Annotated in this window: 12 protein-coding genes and 1 riboswitch; of the genes, 3 read left to right on the plus strand and 9 right to left on the minus strand. The window is 70.9% G+C overall.

Features of this window, described 5'->3' with window-relative positions:
* The 5 genes from ABZO29_RS19165 to ABZO29_RS19185 all read right to left on the minus strand — a co-directional run bounded on the left by ABZO29_RS19165 (position 1) and on the right by ABZO29_RS19185 (position 5,549).
* The gene (locus tag ABZO29_RS19165) at positions 1-870 is read right to left on the minus strand and encodes an ABC transporter permease (protein ID WP_367321410.1); all 870 of its coding nucleotides are present in this window, start codon (positions 868-870) and stop codon (positions 1-3) included.
* The gene (locus ABZO29_RS19170; RefSeq protein WP_367321411.1) at positions 857-1,867 is read right to left on the minus strand and encodes an ABC transporter ATP-binding protein; all 1,011 of its coding nucleotides are present in this window, start codon (positions 1,865-1,867) and stop codon (positions 857-859) included. The genes ABZO29_RS19165 and ABZO29_RS19170 overlap by 14 nt, the downstream gene beginning before the upstream one ends.
* A 40-nt stretch (positions 1,868-1,907) precedes the next feature.
* Positions 1,908-3,131, minus strand: a complete 1,224-nt coding sequence (locus tag ABZO29_RS19175; RefSeq protein ID WP_367321412.1) for an outer membrane lipoprotein carrier protein LolA — start codon at positions 3,129-3,131, stop codon at positions 1,908-1,910.
* Between the two features lie 266 nt (positions 3,132-3,397).
* The gene (locus ABZO29_RS19180; protein ID WP_367321413.1) at positions 3,398-4,405 is read right to left on the minus strand and encodes a CHRD domain-containing protein; all 1,008 of its coding nucleotides are present in this window, start codon (positions 4,403-4,405) and stop codon (positions 3,398-3,400) included.
* A 133-nt stretch (positions 4,406-4,538) separates the two neighbouring features.
* Positions 4,539-5,549 (minus strand): polyprenyl synthetase family protein, encoded by a 1,011-nt coding sequence (locus tag ABZO29_RS19185; protein ID WP_367321414.1) that lies wholly within the window; start codon positions 5,547-5,549, stop codon positions 4,539-4,541.
* A 776-nt stretch (positions 5,550-6,325) separates the two neighbouring features.
* A riboswitch (cyclic di-AMP (ydaO/yuaA leader) is annotated at positions 6,326-6,514 on the plus strand.
* Between the two features lie 4 nt (positions 6,515-6,518).
* On the opposite strand from ABZO29_RS19185, the gene ABZO29_RS19190 reads away from it, so the two are divergent.
* A complete protein-coding gene (locus ABZO29_RS19190; protein WP_367321415.1) occupies positions 6,519-7,001 on the plus strand; it encodes a transglycosylase SLT domain-containing protein in 483 nt (160 codons plus the stop codon).
* Between the two features lie 3 nt (positions 7,002-7,004).
* Here the strand turns inward: ABZO29_RS19190 and ABZO29_RS19195 are convergent, their stop codons facing one another.
* From ABZO29_RS19195 to ABZO29_RS19210, 4 genes are all read right to left on the minus strand, one after another.
* A complete protein-coding gene (locus ABZO29_RS19195) occupies positions 7,005-7,862 on the minus strand; it encodes an HAD family hydrolase (RefSeq protein ID WP_367321416.1) in 858 nt (285 codons plus the stop codon).
* Between the two features lie 119 nt (positions 7,863-7,981).
* Positions 7,982-8,443 carry a carboxymuconolactone decarboxylase family protein gene (locus ABZO29_RS19200; RefSeq protein ID WP_367321417.1) on the minus strand — a complete coding sequence of 154 codons (462 nt, stop codon included), beginning with the start codon at positions 8,441-8,443 and terminating at the stop codon, positions 7,982-7,984.
* Between the two features lie 110 nt (positions 8,444-8,553).
* Positions 8,554-9,786, minus strand: coding sequence for an FAD-dependent oxidoreductase (locus ABZO29_RS19205; protein ID WP_367321418.1), 1,233 nt, complete (start codon positions 9,784-9,786; stop codon positions 8,554-8,556).
* 41 nt (positions 9,787-9,827) lie between these two features.
* Positions 9,828-11,096: an ATP-grasp domain-containing protein gene (locus ABZO29_RS19210; protein WP_367321419.1), complete on the minus strand. Its 1,269-nt coding sequence runs from the start codon at positions 11,094-11,096 to the stop codon at positions 9,828-9,830.
* Positions 11,097-11,337: 241 nt separating this feature from the next.
* Here ABZO29_RS19210 and fahA point away from each other — a divergent pair, with 241 nt between their 5' ends.
* Together fahA and ABZO29_RS19220 are read left to right on the plus strand one after the other, a co-directional pair.
* Positions 11,338-12,549, plus strand: a complete 1,212-nt coding sequence (gene fahA / locus ABZO29_RS19215; protein ID WP_367321420.1) for a fumarylacetoacetase — start codon at positions 11,338-11,340, stop codon at positions 12,547-12,549.
* A 114-nt stretch (positions 12,550-12,663) separates the two neighbouring features.
* Positions 12,664-13,602 carry a M56 family metallopeptidase gene (locus tag ABZO29_RS19220; protein WP_367321421.1) on the plus strand — a complete coding sequence of 313 codons (939 nt, stop codon included), beginning with the start codon at positions 12,664-12,666 and terminating at the stop codon, positions 13,600-13,602.
* The last annotated feature ends 9 nt before the right edge of the window (positions 13,603-13,611 follow it).

Below are 13,611 nucleotides of genomic sequence, written 5' to 3' on the forward strand. Positions count from 1 at the left end.
CTACGCCGTGATGTCCTTCGCCGTGAAGCGCGCCCAGGCCGCTGTGCCGAAGAACGCCGCGTACAGGGCCTGGACGCCGAGGTTCTTCTGCAGGTCGTCCCAGTAGACCGGGTCGCGCATGAGATCGGCGAAGGACAGCCAGTAGTGGGAGAAGAAGTACGGCTGGACGGCGTGGAGCTGGGGGATCTGGTCGAGGATCTGGACGGTGATCAGCAGCCCGACGGTCGTCGCCATGGCCGCGATGCCGCTGTTGGTGAGGGTGGAGACGAACAGGCCCAGCGCGGCGACACCCAGCAGGGACGCCGCCACGAGCAGGGCGATCATCAGGGCCCGGGCCAGTCCTTCGCCGAAGCCGATCCGGGTGCCGGAGATGGTCGTGAGGTCGCCGAGTGGGAAGAGGAGTGCCCCTACGGCCAGCGCCGAGACCGCGACCACGAGCGTCGCCAGCAGGCAGAAGGCCATCGTGGTCGCGTACTTGGTGAGGAGGAGGCGGGTGCGGCCGGCGGGGGCGACCAGGAGGTAGCGGAGCGTGCCCGCGTTCGCCTCGCCGGCGATCGCGTCGCCCGCGACGACGCCGACCGCCATCGGCAGGAAGAACGGGAGCGTGGCGGCCAGCGCGGTGAAGACCAGGAACAGGCCGTTGTTGGTGATCTGCGAGATGAACGCCGGGCCCTCGCCGCCCCCGCGGCCGGCCGAGGAGCCGTCGCTCGTCTCGATCTTCACGGCGATCCCGACCAGGATCGGCACGGCGGCCAGCACGGCGAGGAGTGCGAGGGTGCGCCAGCGCCGCAGGGTGATGACCAGCTCGCTTCTCAGGAGCCCGAAGGTCCACAACGGGTTGGCCCTGCCCGCCACTTCAGCCTGCGACATCGAACCCCTCCCCCGTGAGCGCCACGAACGCGTCCTCCAGGGAGGCCCGTTCGACGCCGAAGCCGCGGACGCGGACGCCCGCCGTCACCAACGCGGCGTTCAGTTCTGCGAGATCACGCTCCGGCGGCTCGCCGGTCACCCGGTCCTCGGCGATCACGACGTCACCGACGCCCTGTTCCTTCAGCACCCGGGCCGCGTCCGCGGCGTCGGGCGTGATCACGACGAGGCGCCCCCGCACACCGCCCGCGAGGTCGGCCACCGGCCCCTGGGTGACGAGCCGCCCCTGGGTCATCACCGCGGCGTGGGTGCAGACCTGCTCGATCTCGTCGAGGAGATGGGAGGAGAGGAAGACGGTCGTGCCGTCCGAGGCCAACTCCCTCACCAGGGAGCGGATTTCGCGCATGCCCTGCGGGTCGAGGCCGTTGGTCGGTTCGTCGAGGACGAGCAGCCTGCGGGGCTGGAGGAGGGCGGCGGCGAGCCCGAGCCGCTGCTTCATGCCCAGCGAGTACGCCCTCGCCTTCTTGCCCGCCGCGGCCGCCAGGCCCACCCGGTCCAGCGCCGCCGCGACACGTGTCCGCCGGGTGCGCGGATCGGCGGTCGGGTCGGCGGCGTCGTACCGCACGAGGTTGTCGCGGCCGGAGAGGAAGCCGTACAGGGCGGGTCCCTCGATGAGGGCGCCGACGTGCGGCAGCACGGCGCGCGAGGCCCGGGGCATGGGGTGCCCCAGGACGCGCGCCGTGCCGGAGGTGGGCTCGATGAGCCCCATCAGCATGCGGATGGTGGTGGTCTTGCCCGAGCCGTTCGGACCGAGGAAGCCGAAGACGCTGCCCGCCGGGACGGTCAGATCGAGGCCGTCGACGGCGAGTTGTCCGCCGCGGTAGCGCTTGGTGAGGGCGCGGGTGGCGATGACGCCGTCACCCGCGATGGCACTGTCACCCGCGGCGGGACCGTCACCCGCTTCCGCCTCTTCCGGCTCCGTGGCGGCCGCCTCGTCCATGGGCTCCCTCGATCGGCTCGTCGTCCGTGTACGACCCTTCCTACCCGGCGTTGGCCGCCTTCACCAGCGCGTCCTTGGTGACGGCGCCGACGTAGACCTTGCCGTCGTCCGTGATCAGGGCGTTGACCAGGCGGGTGGAGAAGACCGTGCCCGAGCCGAACTTGCCGCTCACCTTGTCGCCGAGGGAGCCGAGGAAGCCTCCGAGGTCACCGCCGACGTCCGAGCCCGAGGGGACGCCCTCGCCGCCGGTGTCGAAGGTGGCGATGGAGGTCCAGCCCTTGCCGATGACGTTGAGGCCGTCGAGTCCCTCGGCACCCTTCGCGAAGTCCTCCTGGGCCTTGCGGCCCTCCTCGGACTTCTGGAAGTGCTCCTCGGCCGCGCTGCTGTCCTCCTCGGTGACCTTCGCGCCCTTGGGCGGGGTGAAGTCGAAGGTCGAGGCGGCCGGCTTGGCGAAGCTGATCTGGGTGAAGCCGGCGTCGACGACGGCCGCGCCGCCGCTCGCCGGGGTCAGCGTGAACTTCAGCGGAAGCCCGGTCTTCGCGTCCACCGCGACACTGATCGCGCCGACCGTGGTGCCGGACTGCTTCGGCTTGATGACCAGCTTGTACGCGTCCCGGCCTGCGACCTGGGCGGTGCCGTCGACGGTGACGGACGTGGTGTCGTCGACCGACTTCAGGGCCTCTTCGGTGAGGTCCTTGGGCGTGGTCGGCATGTCTTCCTTGCCGCTTTCGCCCGTGCCCTCGTCGGCCGTGCCGTGGTAGACCTCGTTGGACTTGCTGTCGTAGCCCCAGACGTCCTTGCCGTTGTGGATGATGCTGTATTCGGCGGCGTTCTCCAGCAGCGAGAGCTTCTGCTTGTCCGGGCCGTCGGCGGCGACGCGCAGGGTGTGCGTGCCGGAGGCGAGTTCGGTGAGCTTGGTGGAGGGGTCGGCGGACGATCCGTCACCGCTGCCCCGGGTGGCGCCGGAGAGCAGACCGCTCTCCAGTCCGCCGAGGTCGGGCAGCCCCAGATCCGTGCTGATCTTCACGGTTCCGGACAGCTGCTGTACGTCCGACTCGGCGATCTTCTCGATGAGTTGCTGCGCGCTGATCTTGGGCAGGTCGGGGTCGCCGGAGTCGGCGAGTGCGGGGACGAGCCCGATGGTCGCCGCGGCCACGCCCACGACCGTGACCGGGACGACGTACCGTACGGCCCTGCGCCGCCCGGCGCGGAGGTCGTCGGCCTCCCCGGTGGTCGTAACGTCGTCGGATTCGTACGGTGCCATGTGTGCCTTACCTCCGTCGTCGGCGGCGGCTGCCCATCTCGCGTGTACGTCTTTTCCGTCCCACCCTGAGCCGCCATTCTCACCCGAATCGGTGAGGAGTGGTGATTTCCGTGGTATCCATCTGACCAAATCGGCCGGGGGGAAGCGTCAACCCGCGGGCTCAACTCCGTGTACACCTTCGGTATGACATGAGGAGGCGGCGCCTCCCCCGACCCGTAGGGGTCGTACGGGGATGACGCCGCCGTTCCCGGTTGTTCCGGTGTGGCTCAGTCCTGCAGGAACACGTAGTCCGCCCGGTAGGGCACACCGACGACGGTGCCCGGGGTGCAGGAGCCGCTCGGGGCCACGCCGCCCACGGTGTTCAGGCGCAGGATCTCCGTGGTGTTCGCGAGCAGCCCGTGGTGCTTGCCGGCCTGAGTGGCCTTCAGGTCCAGTTCGGGGATGTTGCCGTTCCCGTTGGGAGTCCTGCTGATGACCGCCCCGGTGACCGCGCTGCCGTCCGGTGCGACCCACTGCGGAGTGCCGGAGTTGGGCTTCACGAAGGAGTGCACGATGTGCCTGCCGAGGACGGCGCTGACGTCGCGCTGGGCGAAGGCGTATCCACCGCCCTCGGCCGGCTTGCACTCGTAGATCTGCTTGCCCTTGACGACCGACGCCTGGAAGTTGTCGAACACGTCGCGGAAGTCGAAGGAGGCGGTGGTGACCTTGTGGAGCTGGCCGCGGACGGCACCGCCCGGGAACTCGGCGGTGTGGAGGTTGGCGTAGAAGGAACCGGGATCGGTGGTGAGACGGCCGAGCAGGGCGGGGTCGTCGACGGTGACGGTCCCGATGAGGCGGTGCCCCTTGATGTGGCGCTTGTCGAGCAGCTTGCCGAAGTCGACCTTGACGCCGCCGTTGGTGCCCTTGGCGCCCTCGTGGATGTGGAGCAGGGTCGGCCGGCCGGTACCGCGCCAGGTCACGGCGACGGACACCTTGTTGCCCTTGACCTTGATGAACTCCAGCGCGGCGCCGTCCTTGTCCCCCACGGCGGGCCCACCCTGCACGGGCACCTCGTTGGCACCCCGCAGACCGGCGGCGAGGAGGGTTCCCCCGGTGTCGCCGGATGTGGTGCCGCTCTGGACGACGATGCCCTGGCCGGCGTGGCCCGCGTGGTCGGCGCGGGTGCCTCCGGCGGCGAAGGCCGGGATCACCGCGGCGGCGATGCCACCGGCGGCGGCCACCGCGACAGCGGTGACGACGAGGCTCTTACGGCGCGTTGCGAACGTCCCGTTCATGCCCATGATTCTTTTTTTCTCCCCGTATTGCAGCTGACACCCCCTGCGTCAGCTTCCGGGCATGAATACGGAGGCGATCTCAGATTGGACTCAGTCCAGCGATGTGATGTGCATCACAGCGGCCTGGGGGTGCTCAGCCGGCGCGGTGGACCACCGCGTCGCACAGCTCCATCAGAGCGGCCTTCGCATCGCACTCGACCAACGGCGCCAGCGCGGACCGCGCCTCCTTCGCATACCGCACGGTGTCCCGCCGCGCCTGCTCCAGCGCGGGGTGCTCCCGCAGCGCCGCCAGCGCCTGCGCGTGCCGCGCGTCGTCGCTCAGGTCGGAGTCGAGGAGCTCGCACAGCGCGACGTCCTCCGGCAGCCCGAGCCGCGCCGCCCGCTCCCGCAGCCGCAGCACGGGCAGCGTGGGAATGCCCTCCCGCAGATCCGTCCCCGGCGTCTTGCCGGACTCCCGGGAGTCGCTCGCGATGTCGAGCACGTCGTCCGCCAGCTGGAAGGCGACCCCGAGCCGCTCCCCGTACTGCGTCAGGACGTCGACGACCGTCTCGTCGGCCCCCGACATCATCGCGCCGAACCGGCACGACACCGCCACCAGCGAGCCGGTCTTGCCGCCCAGCACGTCGAGGTAGTGATCGACGGGATCCCGGCCGTCCGTCGGCCCCGCCGTCTCCAGGATCTGCCCGGTCACCAGCCGCTCGAACGCCTCCGCCTGAACCCGCACCGCCTCCGGCCCCAGGTCGGCCAGGATGTGCGACGCCCGGGCGAACAGGAAGTCGCCCGTCAGCACGGCGACCGAGTTCCCCCACCGGGTGTTCGCACTGGGCACCCCGCGGCGCACCGACGCCTCGTCCATCACGTCGTCGTGGTACAGCGTGGCGAGGTGGGTCAGCTCGACCACCACCGCCGACGGCACGACCCCCGGCGCGTACGGGTCACCGAACTGGGCGGCGAGCATCACGAGCAACGGCCTGAACCGCTTCCCGCCCGCCCGCACGAGATGCTGGGCGGCCTCGGTGATGAAGGGAACCTCGCTCTTGGTGGCCTCGAGCAATCCCTCCTCGACAGCCACCAACCCGGCCTGGACATCGGCTTCCAGAGCCTGGTCCCGCACGCTCAGCCCGAACGGCCCGACGACGGTCACGAGGGGTCTCCTGTCTGCTGGTGTCTACTGGCGGTTACACGGTTTGTCGATAGGTCGCTGCCATCACTCAAGTCAGCGTATCCGGTCACGTTTCGATCACCGATGCCGCCCACCCGCCCCAGCTCCCGACTTCGCCTGAGCGGGAGGCACGGCCGCCGACCCGGGCGGGGTCCGACCACGTCCGGCGTGTCCCGGCATCCGGGCGCCCGAGTGAGCGGGTGTCCGAGTGACCGGGTGCCCGAGTGACCGGGTGCCCGAGTGACCGGGTGACCGGGTGACCGGGTGCCCGAGTGACCGGGTGTCCGGGCATCCGGCTCGCCGACCCCGGCCCGGTCACGGCCGCTCCTGTGTCCGGGTGCGCCGGGACACCCCGCCCGCGGCCGAAGGGCCGGCGAGCCCGTCCACGCCCTCCCGGCGTGACGACCGTCACGTACGACCTACAGGGCACCCCCTCCCCGCAGGGTCACCGGTGCACACGCGAGCCATCCCCACGCGTGGCGCTTTGACGATGAGTTGGGCTCATTGCCCGATTTGCCAGCCTTGTCAACGCCCGTGAGCTGGCTCACGCCTACGGGCGAGCCGACCCCACCCCGACACCCCTCGACCACCTTCGGACAAAGGCCAGTTGAGGCTTGGCAACAGCAAAGGATCAAGTACCCCATACACCACAGATCAAGGTCAACCGGCACGATATATGAATCCGCCACTTGTTCCGGACATGTGCTCTCGCATACGTTCCGTCCCTGCCGGGCGGACGCCGAATCCTGCCGCCGCCCGGGCACCACTCACCTACTTCACTCAACGGCAGGAGCGGGGGACCCAGGTCAGTCGCCGAGCCGGCGTCGTACGAGGCATCGCGTACGGCACACCGGACCGGCTCGGGGTGAAGTCGCGCCCGTCAGGGCGTGGCCGGGCATCTCCCTCCCGAACCCGACAGCTCACCTCGCAGGCGCCGGAGAGGAATTCGCCATGCCCGCAGCCGGTCGGCCCCGCCGCACCAGAACCGCCCGCATCGCCCGCAAGCTCGCCGTCGCCGGCACCTCGGTCGCCGTGCTGGCGCTCCCGCTCATCGGCGCCACCAGCGCGTCCGCGGCCACCCCGACCGTGGCCACCGCCTCCTCGCTGGGGTACGCCGACAACCTCGACGGCTGGATCCGGGCCTCCCTCCAGGTCATGGCGGAGCACGGGATTCCGGGAACGTACGACGGCATCTACCGCAACATCATCCGCGAGTCCTCGGGCAACCCGGCCGCCATCAACCTGTGGGACTCCAACGCGGCCGCGGGCACGCCCTCCAAGGGCCTGCTGCAGGTGATCGACCCGACCTTCCTGGCCTACCACGTCGACGGCACGTCGTGGGACCCGTACGACCCGCTCGCGAACATCACCGCGGCCTGCAACTACGCGGCCGCACGCTACGGCTCGATCGACAACGTCTTCGGCGCGTACTGACGATCAGCCCTGCGGGAAGAGACGCTCGAGGACGACGGCGATGCCGTCGTCCTCGTTCGACAGGGTGATCTCATCGGCCACCTCCTTGAGTTCGGGATGCGCGTTGGCCATCGCGACGCCGTGGGCGGCCCACCGGAACATGGGGATGTCATTGGGCATGTCGCCGAAGGCGACCGTGTCCGCCGGGCTCAGGCCCAGGTGTTCGGCGGCCAGCGCGAGACCGGTCGCCTTGGTGATGCCGCAGGGCTGGAGTTCGACGGTCCCCGGCCCGGACATGGTCACCGTGGCGAGAGAGCCGACCACCGACCGGGCCGTCTGTGCCAACTCGTCGTCGGACAGGGCGGGATGGCGCAGCAGGACCTTGCTGATGGGGGCGCACCACAGGTCGGCGCGCCGTTCGACCCGCAGCGCGGGCAGGGTCGGGTGCGGCATCAGGTACCCGGGTTCGATGAGGGTGAGCCCGTCGACGCCGTCCTGGTCGACGGCCGCGTGCACCTGACCCACCTCGGCCTCGATCTTGCCGAGCGCCGTCTCGGCCAGCTCCCGGTCCAGGGTGACCGACCACAGCAGGCGGTCCGCGCGGGGGTCGTACAACTGCGCGCCCTGTCCGCACACCGCGAGCCCCGTGCTGCCCAGGTCCTCGAGCAGTGGCCGCACCCGCGGCGCCGGCCGCCCCGTCACCACCAGGTGCCGGGCGCCGGCCTCCGCCACCCGCGCGAGCGCGGCGAAGGACCGGTCGGAGACGGTGTCGTCGCCGCGCAGCAGCGTCCCGTCCAGGTCCGTGGCGATGAGCGAGTACGCGGTGGAAGCGATGCCTGCGGTGGGAAAGCTGTGTGCGGTGTACGCGATGGGTGCGGCCATGATCAGAGAATACGGACAGGACGCCCCGCCGACTCAGCCCCGGCCGAAGGGCAGCGGCGTCCACCGCTGCCCCGGCCTCGCCTTTCAACTCCCCGGCGTTGCCGAGTACTTCGCCGTTTTCACCCCCAAGTGGTGCCCGCGGGCTCCTTGATGGTGGTGTTGATGCGGTTGAACATGTTGGTGAGGGAGATGACGAGGATCAGACCGGACAACTGCTTCTCGTCGAAGTGGTCGGCCGCCTCGTCCCACAGTTCGTCCGGAACCGACTCCTCGGACCGGTCGGCGAGCCGCGTGACCGCCTCCGTCAGCCGCAGCGCGGCGCGCTCGGCGTCGCCGAAGAACGGGGCCTCGCGCCAGGCGCCGACGGACGCGATGCGCTCCTCGCTCGTCCCGGCCTTGCGCAGGTTCTGGACGTGTGAGTGCACGCAGGCGCTGCATCCGTTGATCTGGCTGGCGCGCAGCCCGGCGATCTCCTGGAGCTCCTGGGAGAGGCCGCTCTCGCCGACGGCCTGGAAGATGCCGCCGATGCCCTTGAGCGCGCCGGGGAGGACGTAGGCCGGGTTGGTCATACGAGCCTGCATGGTGAAGTCTCCTGCGTCCGTGGTGAGGTGCTGTCACCTCACTGACGGAGCGGGGGCCGGCGTTGTGACAGCCGGCCCGAAGATCTTTTCTGCCCGTCTCCGCATGCGCCTCAGCCGTGCGCCGCCGCCACGTGCTTCGCCAGCCTCGGGGACGCGAACTCCGTGCCGCACACGAAGCGCATCACCGGCCCGTACGACGACGCCGCAGGCAGGCCCGTGAAGTACAGCCCCGGCACGGACGACACGAATCCCGCGCGCAGCTTCGGCGTGCCCCGGCTCACCGCGAGCTCGGTGCGCAGTTCGTGGCCGAGGAAGTCCATCGACGCGATGGCGACCCGGTAGCCGGTCGCGGCCATGACGTGGTCCGCGGACAACTCCTCCGTACGGCCCATGGAGGTCCCCCCGCTCGAGCGAAGTCGAGAGTGGTGGAGCGTGCGGACCGTCAGCGCCGTCCGGCCGTCCTTCGCGTCCGTCCGTACGATCCGCTCGATCTCGCTGACCCGCACCTTGCTCTGGAAACGGTCCCGCAGCCACCACGCGCCGAGCGGGCCGAGGACGCGGCGGACCAGGTAGTGGCGGGTCTGGGCCGGGAGGAGTCGGTACGGATGCGGGTAATAGCTCAGGGCCCACAGGGACCAGGCGCGGCCGAAGGGCGACTCGGGGCGCAGCCTCGGCTGCTCCCAGGGCGGGGCGCCGAAGGCGACGCTGCCCCGGCCGCGCGCCACCACGTGCACCTGCGCGCCCGCCTCGGCCGCCAGCGCCGCCGTCTCGAGCGCCGACTGGCCCGAGCCCACGACGATCAGCTCGCGGCCGGAGAACCGGGTGAGGTCGTGGTGCTGGGAGCTGTGGGAGACCGGGCCCGTGGGGGTGGGTCCGTCGCCCACGTTCAGCTCGGGGGGCAGATGGGCGAGGCCCGACAGACCCGTGGCCACGACGACCGCGCGGGCCGTGAACGACTCGCCCGAGTCCAGCTTCAGTTCAAAGCCGCCGCCCTTGAGGCGGTCCACCGCCACGACCCGGACCCGCTCCAGCTCGGGCACCAGTTGCTGCTGGAACCACTCGCCGTAGGCGATGAACGTCTCGACGGGGATGATGTCCTCGTCCGTCACGAGCCGGCGTATTCCGGCCGCGTCGCAGTAGTCCAGCAGGTTGTGGCCGGCCTGTGGTGCGTCGATGTTCGAGGCCGCGGGGGTGGACTTGAGGAGCATGCCCGTCGGCATGTGGTCGCGCCAGCTCACCATGGGTTCGCCGAAGACGCGGACCGGGATGCCGCGGGCCCTCAGGTGCGCCGCGGTCGACAGGCCGAACGGCCCCGCACCGATGACTGCTACTGGATGAATCACGAAGTCCCTCCCCAGGACCGACTCGCCAACTCCGTGTGTGCCTACTTCGTGGAGGTGGTGGTGCTGCCGCGGCGGTTGGTCCGCCACAGCTGATAGAGGTGCTTCGCGCCCGGCCGCACGAAGCGCGCGAGCATCGTGAAGAACGGCCGCAGGTCGTCACCCGCGAGCCAGGCCAGCTCCGTGCCGCTCGCACGTACCGGCGCGTGCGGCGTCGTATAGCCGCTGCGGCGGTAGGCGAGCAGGGCGGGCAGGTCGATGTTCTCCACGATGTACCGGTGGCCGGCCCGCTGTTCCCCCTCCGGAACGGGGCGCCCGGTCAGATCCAGATGCATGGCGCGGACGACGTCCACCCCCGACTCGTTCTCGAAGAGCCGGAACTGGGCGCCCATGCGCGGGTTGAAGTCGAGGAGCTTGTACTGTCCGTCGCGCCGGTCGAAGCGCAGATCGAGGTCGATGATCCCGGTGAAGCCGATCTGTTTGATGAAACGAGCGGCGAGGTCCGCGAGTTCCGGATTGTCGACGACATACGCGTTCGCCGTCATGCCGGCGTGCGGCGGCCAGGAGCGGACCTTCACACCGGTGAACATCGCGAGCGGCGTCGAGTCCCCGTCGAAGTAGGCGTGCACGATCCAGTCCTCGGCCTCCTCCCTCGGCAGGTACTCCTGGAGGATCACCCCCGGGTGCTCGCCCCAGTCGCCGGCCAGGGTGAGCAGCCCCTCACGGGTGGCGATCCTCGTCGTCCCGTTCACGGCCGGCCGCTTTCGCCGTACGAACGCCTCGCGGTTCTTGGCCACCACCGGGAAGCGGGCCTTCTCGGCGAAGGCGACGATGTCGTCGTACGACTGCGGGAACGCGGCCGTCGGGCTGGGGATGCCGTGCTCCGCGCACAGTTCGTGCAGCCCCTGTTTGCTGGCGAGGCGGCGCGGCAGGGCCGGGTCGACCCGCGGGAAGAGGAAGAAGTCCTCGAGTTCCTCCTGGTGTTCCGCGACCAGGACGGCGGCCTCCTCGTCGGTGGGGATGAGGACGGCGGGCCGCCCGATACCGCGGCCGATCCGCCGCAGCCCCTCCACCAGACGGTCCGGCTGCTCCGTCCCCGTCGTCGGCCAGACGAACGCGCGCTCCAGGTAACGGGAGACTGCGGCAGGTGTGTAACGGTCCTCGGTGATCGCATACATCGGGACGCCCAGCCGGCCCAGGCTGCGGATGGCGCCGACACCGCCGTGGTGCAGGGGGTAGTCGCCAAATTTGACGATCAGGCCCGGCACGTCACGGTCGGCCTCGAAAGGCCCACGAACAGCGTTACTGGCCACGGGTCCCCCCACGTGTCCCCCCTACGGAGCGGACCCACCCCGTCCGCGTTCCCCCAAAAGACGCTAAGCCGGAATTGACACCTCCGACAAGCCCAATTCGGACATTGCAAACTCTTTAGACACTGCCCAAGGCAGGCAACTCAGCCGTAACGTGTGGCCTGACCACTTGGAACGCACGGTTCGCGGGGCGCGCACCGCGTCCGTTCCGTGCCCGCGTGCACGAAAGAGAGGCAGCAACCCCATGCCCCCGTTCGACCTCCCCGAGGGTGACCCCTTCGGTCCGCACAACCTTCCGTACGGCGTCTTCTCCCCCGCCGGCTCCACCGAGCCGAGGGTCGGCGTGCGGCTCGGGGACCACGTCCTCGACGCGGGCGCGGCGGCCCGGGCGCTCGGCTCGCCCTACGCCTCCCTGCTCGCGCAGCCGACCCTGAACCCGCTGCTCGCCGCGGGCCGCACCGCCTGGTCGGACCTGCGCCGCGCGCTGACGGCGTGGGTGACGGTTCCGGCGCACCGGGACGCCGTCGAGCCGCACTTCCATCCGTTGTCAGCGGTGAGCCTGCACCTGCCGTTCGAGGTCGCGGACTACGTCGACTTCTACGCCTCCGAGAACCACGCCCGGAACGTGGGCCAGATCTTCCGCCCGGACGCCGCGGATTCGCTGACCCCCAACTGGAAGCACCTGCCGATCGGCTACCACGGCCGCTCCGGGACGGTCGTCGTCTCGGGCACGGACGTCGTACGCCCGTCCGGCCAGCGGAAGGCCCCCACCGATCCGGCCCCCGTCTTCGGCCCCTCCGTCCGCCTGGACATCGAGGCGGAGGTCGGCTTCGTGGTCGGCGTCCCGTCGGAGATGGGGAGGCCGGTGGGACTGGGCGACTTCCGGGAGCACGTCTTCGGGCTGTGCCTGCTCAACGACTGGTCGGCCCGCGACATCCAGGCCTGGGAGTACGTCCCCCTCGGCCCGTTCCTCGGCAAGTCCTTCGCCACCTCGGTGTCGGCGTGGATCACCCCGCTGGACGCCCTGCACGAGGCCCGGGTGGCGCCGCCGGAGCGCACGCACGCGCTGCTGCCGTACCTGGACGACGCGGACGAGGAGCCCGGCGGCTACGACCTGCGGATCTCCGTCGCGATCAACGGACACGTGGTGTCCGAGCCGCCCTTCTCCAGCATGTACTGGACCGCCGCCCAGCAACTCGCCCATATGACGGTCAACGGCGCCTCGCTGCGTACCGGCGACCTGTACGGCTCGGGCACCGTGAGCGGCCCGGCGGAACGCCAGCGCGGCTCGCTGCTCGAGCTGACCTGGAACGGCCGCGACGCGCTGGAACTCCCGGACGGCAAGCGGACGTTCCTGGAGGACGGCGACGTGGTCACCCTCTCGGCGTGGGCGCCCGGAGCCGACGGGTTCCGGGTGGGGCTCGGGGAGGTCACGGGGCGGATCGTCTCGGGCTGACTCACGGCGGAAACCGCCGTCATACTGGCGGCGGACGCCGGTGCCAGTGAAGCGTCCGCCGCCTGCACCTCCAGCCTCCCTTCCGTCCTCCGACCAGCATCCGGAGCCCGTGGCATGACCGTCTGTCTGCTCCTGCTGAGCGTCGTCGCCCTGACGGCCGCCGTGCCCGTTCCGCGCGCTCTGACCCGGGCCGTGTGGCCCGAGCGGGATCCGGTGGTCGCGCTGTGGGTGTGGCAGTGCCTGGTCGCCACCGTCCTGCTGTGCTGTCTGACGGCCCTGGCCCTGGGCGCCGCCACCGTCTTCCACACCGTGCGCGCCCAGATCTTCGCACCCGCGCCACGGGCGGTGGCCGCGGTGTACGACCTCTCCACCGCATCGCCCTGGGCGGCCGCTCTGACGCTGCTGCTGGCCTGCGGGGCCGCCTGGACCACCGCGATGCTCGCCCGCGAACTCGTCGAGGCGCGCCGGCGCCGCGGCCAGGCCCGCGCCCACCTGCGTGAACGCGCCCCGGACCTGCCCGCGGCGCTGCCGTCCGCGCGCGGCCCGCTGCTCGTGCTGGAGGACGAGTACCCCGACGCCTGGTGGCTGCCCGGCCACCCGCCCCAGCTGGTGGTGACCACCGGGGCCCTGCACCGCCTCACCGCCCACCAGCTCGACGCGGTCCTCACCCACGAGCGCGACCACGCCCGCGCCCACCACGACTGGCTGCTCCACCTGTCCACCGCTCTGGCCACCGGCTTCCCCCGCATCCCGCTGTTCGCCCACTTCTGCGACCAGACCCACCGCCTGGTCGAGCTCGCCGCCGACGACACGGCGTCCCGCCGCTGCGGCCACCTGACGACGGCGCTGGCCCTCATCGAGCTGAACCAGCACCGAGGTGTCCTGTCCTGTGCGTCCAGCCACCGGCTGCTGGGCGAACGGGTGGACCGCCTCCTGGAACCCCCACCCCGCCTCGGCCGCAGACACAGGGCCCTCACGACGACGGTGGCGGCGCTGGTGCCGTTGCTGCCGCTGGTGATCACGTTCGCGCCGGCGTTGACGGTGCTGTCGTAGCCGCGAGTC

Source organism: Streptomyces sp. HUAS ZL42 (assembly GCF_040782645.1).
Taxonomy (GTDB): domain Bacteria; phylum Actinomycetota; class Actinomycetes; order Streptomycetales; family Streptomycetaceae; genus Streptomyces.

Excerpts from the sequence above, each read along its gene's own strand:
- ABZO29_RS19165 (WP_367321410.1), bottom strand. The coding sequence starts at position 870 with ATGTCGCAGGCTGAAGTGGCGGGCAGGGCCAACCCGTTGTGGACCTTC.
- ABZO29_RS19170 (WP_367321411.1), bottom strand. The coding sequence starts at position 1,867 with ATGGACGAGGCGGCCGCCACGGAGCCGGAAGAGGCGGAAGCGGGTGAC.
- ABZO29_RS19175 (WP_367321412.1), bottom strand. The coding sequence starts at position 3,131 with ATGGCACCGTACGAATCCGACGACGTTACGACCACCGGGGAGGCCGAC.
- ABZO29_RS19180 (WP_367321413.1), bottom strand. The coding sequence starts at position 4,405 with ATGAACGGGACGTTCGCAACGCGCCGTAAGAGCCTCGTCGTCACCGCT.
- ABZO29_RS19190 (WP_367321415.1), top strand. The coding sequence starts at position 6,519 with ATGCCCGCAGCCGGTCGGCCCCGCCGCACCAGAACCGCCCGCATCGCC.
- ABZO29_RS19195 (WP_367321416.1), bottom strand. The coding sequence starts at position 7,862 with ATGGCCGCACCCATCGCGTACACCGCACACAGCTTTCCCACCGCAGGC.
- ABZO29_RS19200 (WP_367321417.1), bottom strand. The coding sequence starts at position 8,443 with ATGCAGGCTCGTATGACCAACCCGGCCTACGTCCTCCCCGGCGCGCTC.
- fahA (WP_367321420.1), top strand. The coding sequence starts at position 11,338 with ATGCCCCCGTTCGACCTCCCCGAGGGTGACCCCTTCGGTCCGCACAAC.
- ABZO29_RS19220 (WP_367321421.1), top strand. The coding sequence starts at position 12,664 with ATGACCGTCTGTCTGCTCCTGCTGAGCGTCGTCGCCCTGACGGCCGCC.